This is a genomic window from Flavobacterium jumunjinense (assembly GCF_021650975.2).
GTDB lineage: Bacteria > Bacteroidota > Bacteroidia > Flavobacteriales > Flavobacteriaceae > Flavobacterium > Flavobacterium jumunjinense.
Genome location: NZ_CP091285.1, coordinates 3,707,338 through 3,724,342, shown reverse-complemented (window position 1 = coordinate 3,724,342; position 17,005 = coordinate 3,707,338). Strand labels below are relative to the sequence as shown.

The 17,005-nt window shown below is 29.0% G+C and carries 16 protein-coding genes; 6 read left to right on the top strand and 10 right to left on the bottom strand.

Annotated elements, in window-relative coordinates; translation table 11 throughout:
* Window positions 1-142 precede the first annotated feature (142 nt).
* The 3 genes from L2Z92_RS16855 to holA form a co-directional block, all read right to left on the bottom strand.
* Entirely contained in the window at window positions 143-1,333 is a 1,191-nt protein-coding gene (locus L2Z92_RS16855) for a T9SS type A sorting domain-containing protein (protein WP_236455705.1), read from the bottom strand.
* 229 nt (window positions 1,334-1,562) lie between these two features.
* Complete coding sequence (locus L2Z92_RS16850; protein WP_236455704.1) at window positions 1,563-1,745, bottom strand: CAL67264 family membrane protein; 183 nt, start codon at window positions 1,743-1,745, stop codon at window positions 1,563-1,565.
* 103 nt (window positions 1,746-1,848) lie between these two features.
* Entirely contained in the window at window positions 1,849-2,850 is a 1,002-nt protein-coding gene (holA, locus tag L2Z92_RS16845; RefSeq protein WP_236455703.1) for a DNA polymerase III subunit delta, read from the bottom strand.
* 61 nt (window positions 2,851-2,911) lie between these two features.
* On the opposite strand from holA, the gene L2Z92_RS16840 reads away from it, so the two are divergent.
* The 4 genes from L2Z92_RS16840 to L2Z92_RS16825 all read left to right on the top strand — a co-directional run bounded on the left by L2Z92_RS16840 (window position 2,912) and on the right by L2Z92_RS16825 (window position 6,005).
* Window positions 2,912-3,358: a type I restriction enzyme HsdR N-terminal domain-containing protein gene (locus L2Z92_RS16840; RefSeq protein WP_236455701.1), complete on the top strand. Its 447-nt coding sequence runs from the start codon at window positions 2,912-2,914 to the stop codon at window positions 3,356-3,358.
* Window positions 3,359-3,364: 6 nt separating this feature from the next.
* Complete coding sequence (locus L2Z92_RS16835; protein ID WP_236455700.1) at window positions 3,365-4,348, top strand: glycosyltransferase family 2 protein; 984 nt, start codon at window positions 3,365-3,367, stop codon at window positions 4,346-4,348.
* 95 nt (window positions 4,349-4,443) lie between these two features.
* Window positions 4,444-5,283 carry an OmpA/MotB family protein gene (locus tag L2Z92_RS16830; protein WP_236455698.1) on the top strand — a complete coding sequence of 280 codons (840 nt, stop codon included), beginning with the start codon at window positions 4,444-4,446 and terminating at the stop codon, window positions 5,281-5,283.
* Between the two features lie 146 nt (window positions 5,284-5,429).
* Entirely contained in the window at window positions 5,430-6,005 is a 576-nt protein-coding gene (locus tag L2Z92_RS16825; RefSeq protein ID WP_236455697.1) for a chalcone isomerase family protein, read from the top strand.
* 51 nt (window positions 6,006-6,056) lie between these two features.
* Here L2Z92_RS16825 and L2Z92_RS16820 read toward each other — a convergent pair whose 3' ends face one another.
* Complete coding sequence (locus tag L2Z92_RS16820; RefSeq protein WP_236455696.1) at window positions 6,057-7,073, bottom strand: carboxypeptidase-like regulatory domain-containing protein; 1,017 nt, start codon at window positions 7,071-7,073, stop codon at window positions 6,057-6,059.
* Window positions 7,074-7,086: 13 nt separating this feature from the next.
* Window positions 7,087-7,707 carry an L-threonylcarbamoyladenylate synthase gene (locus tag L2Z92_RS16815; protein WP_236455695.1) on the bottom strand — a complete coding sequence of 207 codons (621 nt, stop codon included), beginning with the start codon at window positions 7,705-7,707 and terminating at the stop codon, window positions 7,087-7,089.
* 81 nt (window positions 7,708-7,788) lie between these two features.
* Here L2Z92_RS16815 and L2Z92_RS16810 point away from each other — a divergent pair, with 81 nt between their 5' ends.
* Complete coding sequence (locus L2Z92_RS16810) at window positions 7,789-8,631, top strand: alpha/beta hydrolase (RefSeq protein WP_236455694.1); 843 nt, start codon at window positions 7,789-7,791, stop codon at window positions 8,629-8,631.
* A gap of 55 nt (window positions 8,632-8,686) precedes the next feature.
* Here L2Z92_RS16810 and L2Z92_RS16805 read toward each other — a convergent pair whose 3' ends face one another.
* Window positions 8,687-8,902, bottom strand: coding sequence for a TfoX/Sxy family protein (locus L2Z92_RS16805; protein WP_236455693.1), 216 nt, complete (start codon window positions 8,900-8,902; stop codon window positions 8,687-8,689).
* 83 nt (window positions 8,903-8,985) lie between these two features.
* Window positions 8,986-11,316, bottom strand: a complete 2,331-nt coding sequence (locus L2Z92_RS16800; RefSeq protein ID WP_236455692.1) for an ATP-dependent helicase — start codon at window positions 11,314-11,316, stop codon at window positions 8,986-8,988.
* Window positions 11,317-11,587: 271 nt separating this feature from the next.
* On the opposite strand from L2Z92_RS16800, the gene L2Z92_RS16795 reads away from it, so the two are divergent.
* Window positions 11,588-12,109 (top strand): DUF7935 family protein, encoded by a 522-nt coding sequence (locus tag L2Z92_RS16795; protein WP_236455691.1) that lies wholly within the window; start codon window positions 11,588-11,590, stop codon window positions 12,107-12,109.
* Between the two features lie 72 nt (window positions 12,110-12,181).
* Here L2Z92_RS16795 and L2Z92_RS16790 read toward each other — a convergent pair whose 3' ends face one another.
* From L2Z92_RS16790 to L2Z92_RS16780, 3 genes are all read right to left on the bottom strand, one after another.
* On the bottom strand, window positions 12,182-13,918 hold the full coding sequence (locus L2Z92_RS16790; RefSeq protein ID WP_236455689.1) for a hypothetical protein: 1,737 nt from the start codon (window positions 13,916-13,918) through the stop codon (window positions 12,182-12,184).
* 77 nt (window positions 13,919-13,995) lie between these two features.
* Window positions 13,996-14,904 (bottom strand): patatin-like phospholipase family protein, encoded by a 909-nt coding sequence (locus L2Z92_RS16785; RefSeq protein WP_236455687.1) that lies wholly within the window; start codon window positions 14,902-14,904, stop codon window positions 13,996-13,998.
* Complete coding sequence (locus L2Z92_RS16780; protein ID WP_236455685.1) at window positions 14,904-16,982, bottom strand: M1 family metallopeptidase; 2,079 nt, start codon at window positions 16,980-16,982, stop codon at window positions 14,904-14,906. The genes L2Z92_RS16785 and L2Z92_RS16780 overlap by 1 nt, the downstream gene beginning before the upstream one ends.
* Window positions 16,983-17,005 lie beyond the last annotated feature (23 nt).

Here is a 17,005-nt window from a genome sequence, read left to right as displayed (position 1 = left end):
TGAAGGGTAAAATTTAGCACAAAACGAAAAAGATGCCTGAAATAAACAGACATCTTCTTTTTAAATAGTAAACGTTATTATTCGTTTTTAAATAATTGAATTTAGAATCACTTCATAAAATCAATCTAATCTAAAACCATTTCTATTTTTTTATAATAATTTTTTTATTAATAATAGTTCCATCTCTAAACTTAATTTCTGCAATATATATCCCAGAATCTTCTTTAGATAAATCCACTTTAACTGAAGTTGCTTGTGGTTTAATTGTTTTAACTAATCTATTGTTAGTTAAATTATTAATAACAACGTTTTCAATTAATACTTCATTATTAGATTGAATCGTAAATATTCCTGTATTTGGGTTTGGGAATAACTGAACATTATCATTTTTAAATAATTCTTCAATATTTTTCTCTTTCAACTCTTCTGGGAATGGATTATAACCTTTAATTTTTGTTTTAGTTGAAATTACGTCTTCTACTTCGTTTGTTGAGAATTTATTCTTATCATACCATTTACCAATACAGAAATCAAAACATTTTGTACACTTAACACCACTCTTTAATGTTAATGTCATACATATTGTATAGTTACCTGGTGTTCCAATATAGCTTATTGGTAATCCATTATATACACTTAAACCATTTTTGATTATATTCATAGTAACTACTCCACCAGAAGGAATTGGATCTGATTGAGCTGTTATTGCTGTGTTTCCACCTCCATATTCACTTAAACCAATTCTAAATTTAACAGCACAAGGTTCTGGAGTTACATCACAAATAATTAACCTTTTCAGTGTTAATTCAACTACAGGCATTGTGCTTGAATATGGATAAATCCATAAATTATCGAAATTATTTGCAGCTGTAAAAGTATACGTATAAGAATTCGTACTTGGTGGTCCTGTTGCGTTCCAATTTTCATTCGCTATCAGCTGATTTGGTGAAGGTAAAGCAGGCATAGAAGATCCTCCACCACCTATAACATCACCTTGAGTAGCAATCATTTTAAAATGTGCATTAGGATCGGCTAAACCACCTCCTCTAACAACTGTTGTTGCAACAATTGTTATACAGTACTGACGACCAGCAACAAAATTATAGGAATGATAATTGATACCTTCTCCAATTCCGTTTGCAGACCACATCCATGCATTATTTGGACTCACAGATGGTGTTCCATGTGATGCTTGCCAATCGGCATTACTCACAAAATAAGGATCAGGATCAAAATCCATATTCGCAGTGCTACAATCTCCATTTGCACACTGTGAGAAACCTACTTGTTGCGCAAAAAGGAACAAGATTAAAAATGTTGATAATTTTTTCATTTTATTATTTGTTTATTTACCCTACTCTATTTTTAAATTGGCTTTTCAGGATACTCCATTTAGATCGATCTACTAATAAGTGTTCGATTCTAAAATTCATTACCCAATAAAAACAGATAAAACACACGTAATTAAACAAATAATCATTTTCAAAGCTCATTTCTTAGCTATTATTAAATAAAAAAGCCGGTTATAAAATAACCGACTTCATATTCGTTTTTCTAAAAAATTATACTCTTCCCTTTAAGGCATTAAAAACCCAAGCAATAGCAAAAAAACCGACACCTACAGCTGAAAAACCCCAACCAGCTACATCTGCATATCTATATATTCCTAATCCAATTAAAATTAATCCCATTATAATCATAATGAATGTTGCCCAAGCTAATACAGTATTTTTATTCATGCCCATAATAAGTGTTTTAAGATTCGAGTACTGAAAATTCAGTCTGCTAAGATACAAAATTGAATAATAATCTAAAATTCAATCTCAATTTTTAATTTATGATAGCTTTTTATTTAAAAATACCTATCATCATTTCTTTTAATAAATCATGTTGAGAAATAGTCGAACCAACTCCTTTGCTTTTAACATCGATTTCCCTTAAAAGTGCAACAATTCCACTCACTTTTCTCATTGGATAATTTCGAACAGCAACGTCATAGTCAGATACAAAAAACGGATTTACTTTTAAAACTTTTGCCACATTTGCCTTCGATTTATCTTTCAAACCATGATATTGTAATAGTTGAGAGAAAAAACCAAACACAAGTCCTGTAGTAACAACTATAGGATTGTCTTTAGGATTTTGTGCAAAATAATTAATGATTTTATAAGCTTTTAATTGGTTCTTTTCACCGATTGCTTTTCTAAGTTCAAAATTATTATAATCTTTACTAATTCCAATATTTTCTTCAATGTCTTTAGCTGTAATAGTATGCCCTTTCGGTAATATTATCTTTAATTTATCCAGTTCATTACTTATTTTTGATAAATCAGTTCCTAAAAATTCAACAAGCATTGCTGCTGCTTTCGGTTCAATTGCGTATTTCTGACTTGAAAGAATTCTTTTTATCCAGTCTCCTACTTGGTTTTCATATAATTTTTTACTCTCAAAAACTACTCCTGCTTTACCAAGTACTTTCGTTATTTTTTTTCTTTTATCTAATGATTTGTATTTATATGCGAAAACTAATACAGTAGATGGTTGTGGATTTTCTGCATAAGCCTCTAGCTTATCAATTGTTCTAGATAATTCTTGTGCTTCTTTAACGATGACAACTTGTCTTTCAGCCATCATTGGATAACGTTTTGCATTAGAAACAATGTCTTCTATAGATGTATCTCTTCCATACAAAACAACTTGATTAAATCCTTTTTCATCATCTGTGAGCACATTATCTTCGATATATTCGGTCAGTTTATCTATATAATATGGTTCTTCACCCATGAAAAAATATATAGGCTTAAAAATCCCAGCTTTAATATCTTTTATTATATGTATAACTTCATCCATACTTTTTTATCTCTAGTCTTAATTTAGTTGACTGTTTGTAATATTTATTTAATTTTGCTAAATGCAACAACTCAATTTTCCTTCCTATTCGTTTCGGTTCAAAAATAGTAAAAATAAACCCTATATCTTTGATGAAATTAGAAAAAAATTTGTGGTTCTAACTCCTGAAGAATGGGTTCGACAACATGTTGTTCGTTATTTAATTGATGACAAAAAATATTCTAAGTCTTTTATCAATGTAGAAAAACTAGTTAAAGTTAATGGAATAAATAAAAGGTATGATATTGTTGTCTTTGATTCTAAAGGAAATATCTTTTTATTAATTGAGTGTAAAGCTCCCGAAGTTCCTATTTCGCAAAAAACTTTTGATCAAATTGCTCAATATAATTTAGTATTAAAAGCTTCCTATTTAATGGTAACAAACGGACTAAATCATTACTTTTGTCAAATGGATTTTGAAAATGAAAAATATTCGTTTTTAAGTGCTTTACCAGATTTTAAAAATTGAAAAAAATTGAAAAAAATTGCTGTTGTTATATTAAATTGGAATGGAGCTTCATTACTTAAGCAATTTCTTCCTTCTGTAATTGAATATTCTCAGGATGCATCAATTTATGTAATTGATAATGCATCAACAGATAATTCAGTAAAATTATTAAAAAAAGAGTTTCCTTCAATACAAATTATTATAAACAAAGACAATTATGGCTTTGCTAAGGGATATAATGAAGGTTTAAGAACAATAAAAGAGCCCTATTTAGCGTTAGTTAATAGTGACATTGAAGTTACTAAAAATTGGCTTGAACCTATTATTCGAATCTTCGATAATGAATTGAATACTGCTATTATTCAACCTAAAATCTTAGATTATAAAAAGAAAACAGATTTCGAATATGCTGGTGCTGCTGGTGGCTTTATAGATAAGTATGGTTTTCCTTATTGTAGAGGTCGCATTTTTGAAAAATTAGAAAAGGATAATGGACAATATAATGATGAAGTTGAAATATTCTGGGCTTCTGGTGCTTGCTTTTTCATTAGAAATTCCGTTTTCAGTAAATTAAACGGTTTTGATAATGATTTTTTTGCACATCAAGAAGAAATAGATTTATGTTGGCGATCATTTAACGATGGAAATATTGCTAAATATTGTGGTTCATCAACAGTATATCATGTAGGCGGTGCTACATTAGATTCCGGAAGTCCAAAAAAGACTTTTTTGAATTTTAGAAATTCATTATTCATGCTTACTAAAAATTTACCTAGTAAAAACTTATTAAGCATTCTATTTATTCGATTACTATTAGATGGAATTGCAAGCATTCGTTTTTTGACACAAGGTAAGTTTAAGCATATAATAGCCGTTTTAAAGGCACACTATTCCTTTTATATAGGACTTAGAAAGCATTTAAAGAAAAGAACAAAAATTAATAAAAATAATTATTTTAAAACTAATTCAATTGTGTATCAACACTTTGTATTAAAGAAAGAAAAATATTAAAATGAGGCCTCTAAAAATTAACTTTTTTTTAGAATTTGGTTCAATTTTTGATATTTTGATTTAATGTACATTTGTATAATAAAAAATGAAAAAAAATGAAAAAAATCGTTATGTCAATCTCTGTATTGGCTTTGTTAATGACTTCTTGTGTTTCTAAAAAGAAGTTTGTTGATTTAGAAAAAAAGAATAAAGAAGTACAAGATTTGTTAAACTCTACAACAGTTAAATTAAATAATTGTTTAACCGAGAAAACAGCAATTACAAGTCAGTTAGATTATTTAAAAAAGAACAACTCTGATTTAATCAACAATTCTAAAGAATTAACTGTATTAACAACCAAAGGTGCTCAAAATTTAGAAAAGTCTTTAGAAAGTTTAAAAGAGAAGGATCTTAAAATTACAAGATTACAAGATGCACTTACTAAAAAAGACAGTGTTACATTGGCGCTTGTTACAAGTTTAAAGAAAGAAGTTGGTTTAAACGATCCAGATATTAATATTAATGTAGAAAAAGGAGTTGTATTTATTTCTATTGCTGATAATTTATTATTCAAATCAGGAAGTTATGAAGTTAGTGATGGAGCTAAAAATGTTTTAGCTAAGGTTGCTAAAGTAATTAATAGCAAGCCAGATTTTGAATGTATGGTTGAAGGGCATACAGATAATGTGCCTATTAAAAATAATGTTTTATTAGATAACTGGGATTTATCTGTTAAAAGATCTACTTCTATTGTTCGAGTATTACAAAATGATTTAGGTGTTGACCCAAAACAATTAATTCCTGCAGGAAGAAGTTCGTATATTCCTTTAGTGAGCAATGATAGTCCTGAAAACAGAGCAAAAAATAGAAGAACAAAAATTATTATTTTGCCAAAAATTGATCAATTCTATGAAATGATTGAAAAAGAAATGAAAACCTTAAAAACTGCTAAATAATTTTTAATCAAATAATTGGCATAAATTTTGTTATTTTAGAATTTAATAATAAACAAGACTTAAAAAATATATTTAATAAAGTATTATAACTTTTTTTGTAAATACTTTTTTTTACTTATCTTTAAGTTCCCAATTATTTTAAAATTATGAGAAAAATTATTTTACTATTAGCGTTTTTTGTAAGTTTCATGTCATTTTCTCAAGATGATTTAGATGTCGATGGAATTAAAATTAAAAAATCTATTAAAGTTAGAGATACAGGTGGTAAAACTAAATTGTATCTAAACGGTTACGGAATTAGGGATAAAATGTGGATTAATTTATACGTTCAAGCGTTATATCTTACAGAAAGAACAAATGATCCAGATAAAATTTTAGATTCTGACGAAACTATTGCAACTCGTTTGTATGTAACTTCTTCTTTGGTAACTAGAGAAAAGTTAATTAAAGCCATTGAAGATGGTGTTGAGAAATCTTATAAAGGGGACATAAGCTTAATCAGAGAGCGTTTGGATAAATTCATGTCATTTTTTGAATCTGTTACCGAAAAAGGTTATGTTGAGTTTGTTTACTCAAAAGAAGATGTTAAAACATATGTATTTTTAAATGATAAATTAACTGGTGAAATTGAAGGATTAGATTTTAGAAGAGCTCTTTTTGGAATATGGTTAGAAGAAAAAGCTGTAGATAGAACTCTAAAGAAAAGACTACTAGGTATGTAATCATTATTATAATAACACAAAAAGGTGCTTCAAGTTTTGAAGTACCTTTTTTTATAATCCATAATTAGAAGGCAATAAGTCACCTACTTTCCGTTTTGAAATATCTCCAGAAAAATACACCTTATCATAATTTGTATACAACCCAAAACTATCAATTATAAAATTTGTCGTATAAAAATAAATTTTAGAGTGTTCTTTTTTATTATATAGAATGCTAAACTCTGCAACAAAGCCTTTATTCCTTAAGGATTTATTCTGTTTTTGTATAGTAACTTCAAAAAGATTATTGGTCGTATTTTTAATTTTAAAATGATCTTTAGAATCAACCATATATGCACTTTCAAATAATGCAAATTCATCTTTAGACCATGATTCATTAGATAAATTTCTAAACAAATGTAAAACAGAACCTTTATAAGATTCTTCTCTTCTTTTTTGAACAACTTCTGTTGTATCTGTTTCTTTAAAGTTTGAGTAACCTCCAAATGAATTACTTACTACATCCTTTTCTTTAATACTAAGCTTAAATAGTTTGCATTTAAAATCCAAAAGTGTATAATTAACCTTATAACCAAGGTAACTATTGTCTATTTCTAGCATTCTATCTGAATGAGCCATTAATATAAAATTATCAGTATCATAAGTAAAATACAAATCATCTTCATTCAAAATTGTACATTTTTTTCCTGCTTTTGTTGTTCCTAAAAAACAGTCTTTAAATAATGTTAACATTTCCTCTCTAGAAAAACGATTTTGGCTAAGAACAACCTCCTTTAGTTCAGTAACATCACTTTCTAAAGTGACATTAAGAACAAAACTTTCCTTTTTAATTTCAGAATAAGCCGTTTTATATCCAATATGACTTGTAATTATAAGCGCATTAATTTCATTCGGAATTGAAAAGTTAAAATCGCCATTTACATCTGTTATAGCTCCAATAGTTGTCCCATTAACATAGACAGATGCTCCAGAAATTGGCTCTTTGTTATCTCCTGTTATTTTTCCATGAATATTAATTTGTGCATAAATTGAAAAGTTAAAAAATAGTATAATAATATATTTAATCATTTTCAAATACTATTTAAAAAATATCAATACTTCCTTTACCTTCTCTAATAATTTCTGGTTCATCGCCAGATAAGTCAATAATTGTAGAAGCAATGTTATCTCCATAACCACCATCTATAACTAAATCTACTTTATTTTGCCATTTTTCAAAAATCAACTCAGGATCTGTAGAATATTCAATAACTTCATCTTCATCATGGATAGATGTTGAAACAATTGGATTTCCTAGCATTCGAACAATTTGTAAAGCTATGTTGTTATTTGGAACACGAATACCTACCGTTTTTTTCTTTCTAAATTCTTTTGGTAAATCATTATTGCCAGGTAAAATAAAAGTATATGGTCCTGGTAAAGCTCTTTTAAGAATCTTAAAAGTACTTGTATTTATCTGTTTAATATAATCTGAAATGTTACTTAAATCGCTGCAAATAAATGATAAATTTGCTTTTTCAAGCTTTATACCTTTAATTTTTGCAATTTTTTCTAATGCTTTAGAATTTGTAATATCACAACCTAAGCCATAAACAGTATCTGTCGGATAAATAATTAATCCACCATTTCTCAAGACATCTACTACTTTTTTTATAGCAGCTTCGCTAGGTTTATCTTCGTATATTTTAATGAATTCGGCCATGCTTTGTTTATTGTTGTTTACTTTTTGTATTTTTATTTTTTTACTATATTGTAAAAATATTATCAAAGATAGAGAATAGCCATGAAAATCAATAACTTATTTTTTAGTTTACTTCTTGTAGTAACTTCATTATTCATTTCTTGCGCTTCCGATGAAGATACAATTATCCTAGGAGAAGAAACGCTTCTAAACGTTAGTTATGGCACAGATTCAGAACAAGTTTTTGATTTGTATTTACCAGCAAATAGAAATGAAAACACAAAAACGTTGATTTTAGTTCATGGTGGAGGTTGGATTGAAGGAGACAAACAAGATATGAGCTATTTGATTCCTATTATTAAACAAAATTTGCCTGGATATGCTATTGCAAATATTAATTACAGGTTGGCTTCTGCAAATAATTATGCATTTCCCATGCAGATTAATGATATAACTACAGTTATTAATAAATTAAAAACTACAAACTATACTATTTCTAATAATTTTGGATTTATTGGCACAAGTGCTGGAGGTCATTTATCTATGCTATATAGTTATGCGCATGACACTACAAATGATATTAAGATGGTTTGTAGTATTGTTGGTCCTACAAATTTTACAGATAGTAATTATACAAACAATCCATTATGGTTGGCTACATATTTTTCTTTAACAGGCGTTAATTATGTTGGTAATGAATCTTATTATGAGAGTTTGAGTCCATATCATACTGCTACAACTACTTCTCCTCCTACGTTATTATTATATGGTAATGCAGATCCTCTAATTCCTACAACACAAGGACAAAATATGCATAATCAATTAAATGCTCTAGGTGTTTATAATGAGTTTAATCTCTATAACGGTGGACATGGAAATTGGTCTCAACCTGATTTATTAGATGCTTATCTGAAAATGATTAACTTTATTAATAGCAAGTTTTAATCTACTTTCTCTTTTTAGTCTTCAAAACTCCTTTTTTAGAAAATTCAATACCCTATTATATCACTTTATGTAGAAAAACATTATTTTGAAACGTTTCTTCATCAACAAAAAGAAAACCTTTCATTGTTTTACCAGTAAAATTCATTGGGTTGTAGTGATTTGTCTCTAATACTATTTCATAATGTATATCTAAAACCCTCAAGATTATTTGATTAATGATTACACCAAAACACATTTTATCTTCAAGTATAAAGGCAATACCTCCAAACATTTTTTTATCTACAAACGCAATATCATTTACTATTAGTGTTTTCTTTATTCTTATGTAGATGTCTTCGTTGTAAGGTATACGAATTATCCGATTACATCTAATTTTGCAAATTTTAATAATAGCTTCTTCAAACCACCAACATCAAATTTAATCTCTGCTTTTTTATCTGCTCCAATACCTTCAATACTAATAATTTGACCTTTACCAAAACGTTCATGCATGACTACATTCCCTATAGCTAACTTAGTTTCGAATAGATTACTACCTTCTGTTTTAATTCCAGAAACAGGTTTTAATTTTCTAACATTAGGTTTGTCATTTGCTCGAGTATTCAGATAAGCAGGTGGTTTACTAGCAATTGGTTTTGCTAATCGTAACTTTGATTTATCAATATCTCCAAAAACATCAATATTCATTAATGGTTTATAGCGATAATTACTTGTTTCTATTGGGTTTAAATGATCTAAGAACTTATCGTCTATTTCTTCAATAAAACGAGAAGGTTCACTATCTACTAATTTTCCCCATCGATAACGAGATTGTGCATAGGTTAAATAGGCTTGATGCTCTGCTCTAGTTAGTGCAACATAGAACAAACGACGCTCTTCTTCTAACTCACTTCGTGTGCTCATACTCATTGCACTTGGAAACAAATCTTCTTCTAATCCAACAATGAAAACATGCTGAAATTCAAGTCCTTTTGCCAAGTGAATTGTCATTAGTGCTACTCTATCATCATCTCCCGTATCTTTATCTAAATCTGTAGCAAGCGCAACATCTTCTAAAAACTCTGACAAAGCACCTCTTGCTCCATCTATTTCTTTTTGACCTTCTGTAAAATCTTTAATACCATTTAATAATTCCTCAATATTTTCTATACGAGTAATTCCTTCTGGTGTTCCATCTTTTTTTAATTCTTGAACTAAACCTGTTTTTTTGGCAACAAGCTCTGTCAAATAGAAAGCATCTTGATTTTCATTAATAACTTGAAAGCTTTTTATCATCGTAACAAAATCTTTCAATTTTGTTTTTGTTCCTGAGTTAAGTTTTAAATCAATTTTATCAATGTGCTCCATTACTTCAAAAATGGAACGTTTATAATGATTTGCTGTAACAGTTAATTTTTCTATAGTTGTGTTTCCAATTCCTCTTGCAGGATAATTAATAACACGTATTAGGGCTTCTTCGTCTTTTGGATTAATAACCAAACGTAGATAGGACAAAACATCTTTAATCTCTTTACGTTGATAGAACGATAAACCACCATAAATTCTATAAGGAATATCACGCTTACGTAGTGCGTCTTCAATAGAACGCGATTGAGCATTTGTACGATAAAGCACTGCAAAACTACTATTTGGCAATTGGTTTTGCATTTTTTGCTCAAAAATAGTTGAAGCAACAAAGCGTCCTTCTTCCCCGTCTGTTAAGCTACGATGCACCTTTATTTTTGGGCCATCATCATTGGCTGTCCAAACGACTTTATCTAATTTGGTTTTATTTTTATCGATTACATTATTTGCTGCTTCTACAATATTTCTTGAAGAACGGTAATTTTGCTCTAAACGATACATTACAACATTTTCGTAGTCTTTTTGGAAGTTTAAGATGTTATTAATGTTTGCTCCACGGAAGGCATAAATACTTTGTGCATCATCTCCTACTACGCAAATATTTTGAAAACGATCGGAAAGTGCTCTAACAATTAAATATTGTGAGTGATTTGTATCTTGGTACTCATCTACTAATATATATCGGAAACGGTCTTGGTATTTAGCTAAGACATCTGGAAACCGATTTAATAACTCATTTGTTTTTAATAATAAATCATCAAAATCCATAGCTCCAGCTTTGAAACAACGTTCCACAAATTGTTGGTATATTTCACCCATTCGTGGTTTTTTGCTCATTGCATCTGCTTCTTGAAGGTCTGGATTATTAAAATAGGCTTTTACAGTAATTAATGAATTTTTATAGGATGAAATTCTACCTAACACTTGTTTGGGTTTATAAATATCTCTATCCAATTGCATTTCTTTAATGATAGAACCTAATAATCGTAAAGAATCTTGAGTGTCATAAATTGAAAAATTGCTTGGATATCCTAATTTATCGGCTTCAATTCTTAGAATTTTAGCAAATACAGAGTGAAATGTACCCATCCAAAGGTTTTTGGCTTCATTATTTCCTACAATATCAGCAATACGTTTTTTCATTTCACGTGCTGCTTTGTTTGTAAAGGTTAATGATAATATATTAAAAGCATCAACACCTTGACTCATAAGGTTAGCAATACGTACAGTAAGTACTCTTGTTTTACCAGAACCGGCACCTGCAATAACAATCATTGGACCGTCTTTTTGTAGTACTGGTGCTTGTTGAGCCTCGTTTAATTGTGAAATTATATGTTGCATTTGTAATTTATGACAAGTGAATATATTAATCTACAAAAATACACTACTATATCTAGTATTACAAATGAAATTATCAACTTATTTAGGAGATTATTAATTAAAAGACAACAATGTGTTTCTTAGAATTATAAAAAATGGATTTGCATTTTGAAAAAGATTAGTTTTACTTTGCTCTTATTAACATAACCCTGATAGAACTGATATCCTATTTTGTAGCGATAGCGAAGAAATAGATAAAAGGGATAGCAGGAAAAAGCTTCAAAAAACTATTATGGACGGTACAAAAATTATTGAATTAGCTTCTTATACGCTTCCAGCATTAATTACAGGTGGTGTAGCTTATTTTCTATTTCATTCTTTTTTTAAAAATGAAGAAAATAGAAGACGTTTTGAATTATTGAAAGAGAATCAAAAGCAAGCTTTACCTATACGTTTGCAAGCCTACGAACGTATAGTTTTATTGTTAGAAAGAATTAATCCAACACAATTATTATTACGTATAACTCCTCCTAATATTGACAAGCACGATTATGCAACGTTATTGATTCATACAATTCAAACAGAGTTTGAACATAATTTAACACAACAAGTATATTTTACTACAGCTACTTGGGATATTATTAACAAGGCAAAAAATTCAACTATTCAAATGATTCGTCAAAAATCGGTTGAAGAAGAAATACCTAATGCAGAAAAATTAAGAGAAGCTATTTTATTAGCACTCACAGAAATGGAGTCACCTAGTAAAATTGCTATCAATTATATTAAAGAAGAATTGAAAACAGTTTTTTAATTGAAATAGTTTTTATAAAACAAAACCCAGAGATATTGCTATTTCTGGGTTTTGTTTTTGTTAAATTTTGAATTAGTTATCTCTTATGACATGAATTACTCCTGATATTGATTTTGTAGTACCATTATCGTCATAAGTTCCACTAAAAGTGATATCGATATAGCCTCCAATTGCTCCAATTTGACTCACATTACAAACAACATTATTTGTTACACCATTTTGAATGATTACTTCACTATTTTCTATTAAGAAATTTGCTGTTGTATAACTTCCTGTTGCAAAAATATCTCCATAGAAATAGAAACTTGAAGTTCCTGTTGTTCCTTGTAGAGAAACGTTTAAGCCATTTGGCGATGAAGATGCTGAAATATTTCCAATAAAATAATCTACAGGTTCATTATCAATTTGATAAGTAATATATTCTGCTACAGCAGTACAAGCAACTAATGTTCCTATATTGGTAACTGGAGTTGTAAATGTGTAGCTAATTTCTCCTGTTGTTTGCACGCTATCATAATCAAATCCTTCTAAAGTGAAATCATCATTACCGCTACAAACAAGTGTATTAAAACTGAAACTTCCGTTTGTAACATTTGAATACAGATTTTGATTACCATAATTTAATATTACATAACCATTGGTAACGTTGGTATTATTACAATCTGTTAATGTTCCTTGTACAGTTGTTTGAGCAACCATTCCTGTTGTCAATGTAATAGTTGGAAGTACTGTATTTGAAGAAAATGGTCCAATTTGCGAAGTTTGAATGATATTACCACAATTATCTTTAATGTTCATTGTTATCGTTTGATTTGCTGGAATTAATCCGCAAATCTCTCCACTACTATCACTTGTTCCTGATCTTGGATAAGTTTGATTATTTGGTGCTAATTCAACTTGAACATTAGAAATTGGTTGATTATTTGGATTAACAATTGTTAAACATAGATTAACCGTTGGAAACTGTGCATCGCAATTCCACCATGAAAAATGAGAAACAGTACCTACGTATTTATTTCCTACTTTAGTTGCTGACCCTTCTTCTACCCAATATCCTTTAGTATCATCAAAATGCCATAATGGAATAGAACTTGGTGAAGATGCAATTTGTCCTGTGGTAATTGGCATTTCAATAGTAGCATCATTGGCTAATTGTAATTTTTCTCCACCAGAACCTCTTAGTTCTACATTCATCATTCCAAATGTTTCCAAAACTTTCGCTTGTCCGTTAACGTCTGATGCTAAAAGCATACCTGGCATTTTTGCTTCAACATCTGTATCTGCAGGGTCTAAATGATGCATAATTACACTTACTGTTCCAGAATAGGCAGAACCATCTTGTTTTTTAAAGTCACCACCAAAGTCAACCTTAGTACCGTTTGGTAAGTTAACGCTTCCTGCAGTTCCAGAGTTTACTGTTCCTACAACTGTAGCGTCAAGAAGCATTATTTTAACTTTATTTACACCACTTGTAGGTATTACAGAACGTGAACCGTCTAAAAAACCTGATTTTGTTACTGTAATATAAGCGAATTTCGATTTTACACTTGCACCATTAATAATAAAAACACCATTAATATCGGTTTGTGCTGTAGTATTACCAATTGTTACTGTTGCGCTTTGTATTGGATTTCCGTTTTCATTTACAATTTCTCCCATAAAATCTTTTGAAACGGTTGTTCCAAAATCATAATTAATTGAAGAATCTTGATTTTGTTCGTCTGTATAACCATCATCATTTGTTTCACAACCTACAAAAAGGAATGAACTTGTGATGATTAATGCTAGAATAATTTTGAATTTTTTCATGATTATTATTTTTAAGTTTATTATATATCAACCATGAATCAATTTTGTTACCCTTTCAATTAACTTTTTTTTATTTTTTATTCTTCAACAGGGATTTCTTGAGTATCAATTTCTCTACTTTTTGCATAATCATAACCACTCTTCCACCATTGTTTCATTTGTTCTTTATTAAAAACCAAAGAGTTAGTAGTTAATAGCGTTGGAGTATAATAGAAACTAATGGTTGCATTTTTAAATTTTGCTTCATATTTACCAATTTTAATATTTTGGTATTCTATTCGGTCCATCATAAAAGAAAATAGATTGGTCAATGCATTAAACGGACTTGTTGCAGGCATTCTATTATATATTGAAGTTTCAGTGTGAAGAATAATTGCATCTACATGTGTTGCTCCTCTTTTAATAGCTTCTTCAATTGGAACCATTGATGCAAAACCACCATCGGCATAATCGCAACCGTTTTTTCTAACTAAAGACATGAAAGGTATGTAATTACACGAAATCCATACCCAATCGCAAAAATCATCATAACTAAAATCATTAATCGATTTATACTCTACCGTATTTAAAGACAAATTTGATACTGTTACAATTACTTCTTTCTTACTGGCTTTTAAAATATCAAACTCATCAACAGTAAATACTTTTCTTATTAGTTTTTTTAAATTCTTGCTTTCACCAAAAGTTTTAGATCCTTTAATAAGATTGGTTAATACTTTAAAATGATTAATTGCAATAGTATCTTCTCCAAACTGTTTTTTAACAACAAAAGGACAATGACTAAAAATAGTATTTTGGTTTACCGAAGTATATATTTCTTTAATTTTTTCAACTTTTTCTAAAGCTAAATGAGAAACCAATAAACTTCCTGTAGAAGTACCTAAATATAAATCATAATCTTTGTGTAAATCTCTAATCAAATATTGTGCTACACCTCCAGCGAAAGCACCTTTGCTTCCTCCTCCAGATATTACTAATGCTCTCATTATTCGGTTTCTTTTAGGAAATAATTAATTCTTTCAGTTACTTTTTGAGAAGTTTCTGATTGTAATCGTATAAAATTTTGTCTAATATCATCGTTAGAAATCAGTTTTCTAATATTATCTTTTGCGAACTTAACAAATTGCCATTTATGATGCATTGAAGCTTCTATTAATTCTTCTAAAACACTATCGGTTATAATACCTAACTCTATAAACGTTTGTAAAGCTGCTTCTCTAACAGAAGATTCATAAGGCAATTTTGTATAAATCTCTAATTCTGCAATTGCGTTTTGTTTTCGTTCAAAATTATCATTAGAACCAACAATTTTAAGAGTTAAGTTGGCTATTTTTAAATTATAATTAGTACCAATCCAATCTTTAGAAAGGGCAATCAAACTTTCCCTATCTTCTTTAAAATTAGTCCATAATCGGAACAAAGCTATTTCTCTAGTAATATATGAATTATCATTTAATAAAGTCTCAAATTTAACTTTAAAATTGATTGGAATTACTTTTAAAACTTCAGCTACTGTTTGTCTCACTTTTGTATCGTTGGTTTCCATTGCCAACAAAATAATTTCCATTTTATGTTCTTCTGATAAATTTTGCGATTGAAAAACAATCTCTTGTTTTACATTATAATATAAATTGGATAAAATTCCTTTTTTTAACTTTTCAAATAATTCTTCTTCACTTAACTGTCTATTCGTTCTATTGAATTCAAGAAGCTGATTAACCGATTGATTAATAACGAGGTAATTTTCAATTGTATTGAAATTAAATTTAGAACTTTCTAACCAGTTCTTCTTAAATTTTTTAATATCATATCTTGATGCTTTTCTTATAATTTTCAGAAATTCATCGGTATCAACGTTTTCATACTCATATTTATTCAAATAACATTGTATTGCTTTTTTAAATTTTATAGTTCCAATATCACTACGCAAAGCATGAAGCGCCCAAGCACCCTTTTTATAAAAGGTTAATGAACTTGCTTTAGGGCTTAAAATTGGAATCGTATCCTGCTTACTTGCTTGTTCTAAAATTTGTGCAGATTCATACAATTCATTATAAAAATAGTCCTCTCCAAAAACTTCTTTTTCAGCCAATAATGCATAATAGGTAGCAAAACCTTCGTGCAACCAATGGTGTTTACTCTCCTTCGCTGTAATTAGATTTCCAAACCACTGATGTGCTAATTCATGTGCATTAACATTCACATAATTTTTATCGTTAAAAGATATAGAATCGACTACAAAATCCTGAGAAAAGATAGTAGAGGTTGTATTTTCCATACCTGCATAAAGGAAATCACGCACAGGAATTTGCTTGTAAACTCCCCAAGGATACTTCACTCCTATTTCGTCTTCTAAAAACTCAAACATACGTTTAGAATAGCGATAGGTCGATTCAAACTTGTCTGCATCTTTTCTGTCTAAATAAAATTCTAAAACAGTTCCTTGTTTTGTAATTTCTGTTTGTTTTATAAATCGCCCAATTGCCATCATAACTAAATAAGAAGACATTGGTTTTTCCATAGAATAATCCCATTGAATTAGGTTTCCTTTAGAATTATAATTTTTAGCAAGAAATTTTCCATTCAGAATTACTTCAAAATCATTTCTAAAGCTAGCTGATAAATTAAAAATTACTTTTTCATTCACATCATCAAAACTAGGTAGCCAATAACTGGTGTTTTTTCCTTGTCCTTGAGTCCAAATTTGTAAATCTTCCCCTTCTCCACTAAAATATAAAGTTTGCTTCGGTTTTGCTGTATATCGAAACGAAACCATGTTTTTTCCTTTCTTATAGCCTTCAAAGAGCAACAATTCTTTTCCCGAATTTTTAAAATCTACTTCATTACCATTTAATAAAACGTTTGTGAAAACCATAGCGATAGCATTAATTCGAATGGTGTCAATTTTTGACTTTACTTCAAATTCATATACTACTTCTCCTGTAATTGTTTCATCAATATGGTTTGGAGAGACAATAGCCCTACAAACTTTAAAATCAACCTTTTTTGTTTGTTGAGAATAAACAGATAGTGAAATAAATAAAAATAATAAAATACGATTCATAATAGAATTTATATAAATAAAAA

What these genes read in the sequence shown, in the direction of transcription:
- L2Z92_RS16855 (WP_236455705.1), bottom strand. Translation starts at nt 1,333, where the DNA reads ATGAAAAAATTATCAACATTTTTAATCTTGTTCCTTTTTGCGCAACAA.
- L2Z92_RS16850 (WP_236455704.1), bottom strand. Translation starts at nt 1,745, where the DNA reads ATGGGCATGAATAAAAATACTGTATTAGCTTGGGCAACATTCATTATG.
- holA (WP_236455703.1), bottom strand. Translation starts at nt 2,850, where the DNA reads ATGGATGAAGTTATACATATAATAAAAGATATTAAAGCTGGGATTTTT.
- L2Z92_RS16840 (WP_236455701.1), top strand. Translation starts at nt 2,912, where the DNA reads ATGCAACAACTCAATTTTCCTTCCTATTCGTTTCGGTTCAAAAATAGT.
- L2Z92_RS16830 (WP_236455698.1), top strand. Translation starts at nt 4,444, where the DNA reads ATGAAAAAAATCGTTATGTCAATCTCTGTATTGGCTTTGTTAATGACT.
- L2Z92_RS16825 (WP_236455697.1), top strand. Translation starts at nt 5,430, where the DNA reads ATGAGAAAAATTATTTTACTATTAGCGTTTTTTGTAAGTTTCATGTCA.
- L2Z92_RS16820 (WP_236455696.1), bottom strand. Translation starts at nt 7,073, where the DNA reads ATGATTAAATATATTATTATACTATTTTTTAACTTTTCAATTTATGCA.
- L2Z92_RS16815 (WP_236455695.1), bottom strand. Translation starts at nt 7,707, where the DNA reads ATGGCCGAATTCATTAAAATATACGAAGATAAACCTAGCGAAGCTGCT.
- L2Z92_RS16810 (WP_236455694.1), top strand. Translation starts at nt 7,789, where the DNA reads ATGAAAATCAATAACTTATTTTTTAGTTTACTTCTTGTAGTAACTTCA.
- L2Z92_RS16805 (WP_236455693.1), bottom strand. Translation starts at nt 8,902, where the DNA reads ATGTTTGGAGGTATTGCCTTTATACTTGAAGATAAAATGTGTTTTGGT.
- L2Z92_RS16800 (WP_236455692.1), bottom strand. Translation starts at nt 11,316, where the DNA reads ATGCAACATATAATTTCACAATTAAACGAGGCTCAACAAGCACCAGTA.
- L2Z92_RS16795 (WP_236455691.1), top strand. Translation starts at nt 11,588, where the DNA reads ATGGACGGTACAAAAATTATTGAATTAGCTTCTTATACGCTTCCAGCA.
- L2Z92_RS16790 (WP_236455689.1), bottom strand. Translation starts at nt 13,918, where the DNA reads ATGAAAAAATTCAAAATTATTCTAGCATTAATCATCACAAGTTCATTC.
- L2Z92_RS16785 (WP_236455687.1), bottom strand. Translation starts at nt 14,904, where the DNA reads ATGAGAGCATTAGTAATATCTGGAGGAGGAAGCAAAGGTGCTTTCGCT.
- L2Z92_RS16780 (WP_236455685.1), bottom strand. Translation starts at nt 16,982, where the DNA reads ATGAATCGTATTTTATTATTTTTATTTATTTCACTATCTGTTTATTCT.